We start from the raw sequence: 3,336 nt of genomic DNA, 5'->3' as shown, positions 1-3,336 counted from the left end.
TGTCTGGCAGTTCCCTACTCTCACATGGGGAGACCCCACACTACCATCGGCGCTACGGCGTTTCACTACTGAGTTCGGCATGGGGTCAGGTGGGACCACCGCGCTATTGCCGCCAGACAAATTCTGTTTTATCCCGTCTAAGCCACTTTTCAGTGCCCCTAAACCAGATAATTAATCTCGAACAAGCTTATTCGCATTCTCATGCGACCTGAAAACAACTTCATCTCTCTAAAAACACCTTCGGTGTTGTGAGGTTAAGCCTCACGGTTCATTAGTACTGGTTAGCTCAACGTATCGCTACGCTTACACACCCAGCCTATCAACGTCTTAGTCTTAAACGTTCCTTCAGGACCCTTAAAGGGTCAGGGAAGACTCATCTCAAGGCAAGTTTCCCGCTTAGATGCTTTCAGCGGTTATCTCTTCCGCACTTAGCTACCGGGCAATGCCATTGGCATGACAACCCGAACACCAGTGGTGCGTCCACTCCGGTCCTCTCGTACTAGGAGCAGCCCCTTTCAATCTTCCAACGCCCACGGCAGATAGGGACCGAACTGTCTCACGACGTTCTAAACCCAGCTCGCGTACCACTTTAAATGGCGAACAGCCATACCCTTGGGACCTACTTCAGCCCCAGGATGTGATGAGCCGACATCGAGGTGCCAAACACCGCCGTCGATATGAACTCTTGGGCGGTATCAGCCTGTTATCCCCGGAGTACCTTTTATCCGTTGAGCGATGGCCCTTCCATACAGAACCACCGGATCACTAAGACCTACTTTCGTACCTGCTCGAGCTGTCACTCTCGCAGTCAAGCTGGCTTATGCCTTTGCACTAACCGCATGATGTCCGACCATGCTTAGCCAACCTTCGTGCTCCTCCGTTACTCTTTGGGAGGAGACCGCCCCAGTCAAACTACCCACCAGACACTGTCCGCACCCCAGATAATGGGGCCACGTTAGAACATCAAACATTAAAGGGTGGTATTTCAAGGTTGGCTCCATGCAGACTGGCGTCCACACTTCAAAGCCTCCCACCTATCCTACACATCAAGGCTCAATGTTCAGTGTCAAGCTATAGTAAAGGTTCACGGGGTCTTTCCGTCTTGCCGCGGGTACACTGCATCTTCACAGCGAGTTCAATTTCACTGAGTCTCGGGTGGAGACAGCCTAGCCATCATTACGCCATTCGTGCAGGTCGGAACTTACCCGACAAGGAATTTCGCTACCTTAGGACCGTTATAGTTACGGCCGCCGTTTACTGGGGCTTCGATCAAGAGCTTCTCCTTACGGATAACCCCATCAATTAACCTTCCAGCACCGGGCAGGCGTCACACCGTATACGTCCACTTTCGTGTTTGCACAGTGCTGTGTTTTTAATAAACAGTTGCAGCTAGCTGGTATCTGCGACTGGCTTCGGCTCCATCCGCGAGGGACTTCACCTAGTGCCAGCGTGCCTTCTCCCGAAGTTACGGCACCATTTTGCCTAGTTCCTTCACCCGAGTTCTCTCAAGCGCCTGAGTATTCTCTACCTGACCACCTGTGTCGGTTTGGGGTACGATTAATGATAATCTAGAGCTTAGAGGCTTTTCCTGGAAGCGGGGCATGAGCTACTTCATCACCGTAGTGACTCGTCATCAGACCTCAGTGTATAGTGAACCGGATTTGCCTAATTCACCCACCTACATCCTTAAACCGGGACAACCGTCGCCCGGCTAGCCTAGCCTTCTCCGTCCCCCCATCGCAATTATCACCAGTACAGGAATATTAACCTGTTACCCATCGACTACGCATTTCTGCCTCGCCTTAGGGGTCGACTCACCCTGCCCCGATTAACGTTGGACAGGAACCCTTGGTCTTCCGGCGTGCGGGTTTTTCACCCGCATTATCGTTACTTATGTCAGCATTCGCACTTCTGATACCTCCAGCAACCCTCACAGGTCACCTTCGCAGGCTTACAGAACGCTCCCCTACCCAACAATATTTACATATCGCTGCCGCAGCTTCGGTGCATAGTTTAGCCCCGTTACATCTTCCGCGCAGGCCGACTCGACCAGTGAGCTATTACGCTTTCTTTAAATGATGGCTGCTTCTAAGCCAACATCCTGGCTGTCTGAGCCTTCCCACTTCGTTTCCCACTTAACTATGACTTTGGGACCTTAGCTGGCGGTCTGGGTTGTTTCCCTCTTCACGACGAACGTTAGCACCCGCCGTGTGTCTCCCGTGATAACATTCTTCGGTATTCGTAGTTTGCATCGAGTTGGTAAGTCGGGATGACCCCCTAGTCGAAACAGTGCTCTACCCCCGAAGATGAGTTCACGAGGCGCTACCTAAATAGCTTTCGGGGAGAACCAGCTATCTCCCGGTTTGATTGGCCTTTCACCCCCAGCCACAAGTCATCCGCTAATTTTTCAACATTAGTCGGTTCGGTCCTCCAGTTAGTGTTACCCAACCTTCAACCTGCCCATGGCTAGATCACCGGGTTTCGGGTCTATACCCTGCAACTTATTCGCCCAGTTAAGACTCGGTTTCCCTACGGCTCCCCTATACGGTTAACCTTGCTACAGAATATAAGTCGCTGACCCATTATACAAAAGGTACGCAGTCACCCTAATAAATTAAGGCTCCCACTGCTTGTACGTACACGGTTTCAGGTTCTATTTCACTCCCCTCGCCGGGGTTCTTTTCGCCTTTCCCTCACGGTACTGGTTCACTATCGGTCAATCAGGAGTATTTAGCCTTGGAGGATGGTCCCCCCATATTCAGACAGGATAACACGTGTCCCGCCCTACTCGTCGAGTTCACAACACTAACACCTTCGGATACGGGGCTATCACCCTTTACTGCCGGACTTTCCAGACCGTTTTCCTGATGCTAATGCTGATTAAGACTCTGGGCTGTTCCCCGTTCGCTCGCCGCTACTAGGGGAATCTCGGTTGATTTCTTTTCCTCGAGGTACTGAGATGTTTCAGTTCCCTCGGTTCGCTTCGTTTGACTATGTATTCATCAAACGATAGTGCAACGTATTGCACTGGGTTTCCCCATTCGGATATCGTCGGTTATAACGGTTCATATCACCTTACCGACGCTTTTCGCAGATTAGCACGTCCTTCATCGCCTCTGATTGCCTAGGCATCCACCGTGTACGCTTAGTCGCTTAACCTCACAACCCGAAGATGTTTCTTTATCAGACGACACGAAATATCATGGCTATACGCCATTTATTTGTGTGCTTGATAAACACTTCAAGTTGAGATTTTTTGAGAGACTCTCACATTATCTAAGCTATAAATAATGTGGTTGTTTTCAATTTTCAGCTTGTTCCAGATTTTTAAAGAGC

The 3,336-nt window shown here is 50.5% G+C and carries 2 rRNA genes; both read right to left on the bottom strand.

Annotated elements, in window-relative coordinates:
• Nucleotide 1: 1 nt before the first annotated feature.
• Nucleotides 2-117, bottom strand: a 5S ribosomal RNA gene (gene rrf, locus OOA_RS19650).
• A gap of 133 nt (nucleotides 118-250) precedes the next feature.
• Nucleotides 251-3,159 (bottom strand): 23S ribosomal RNA (locus OOA_RS19645).
• Nucleotides 3,160-3,336 lie beyond the last annotated feature (177 nt).

Source organism: Providencia burhodogranariea DSM 19968 (assembly GCF_000314855.2).
In the GTDB taxonomy this organism is placed as follows: Bacteria; Pseudomonadota; Gammaproteobacteria; order Enterobacterales; family Enterobacteriaceae; genus Providencia; species Providencia burhodogranariea.
This window is presented reverse-complemented; position numbering and strand designations above follow the sequence as displayed.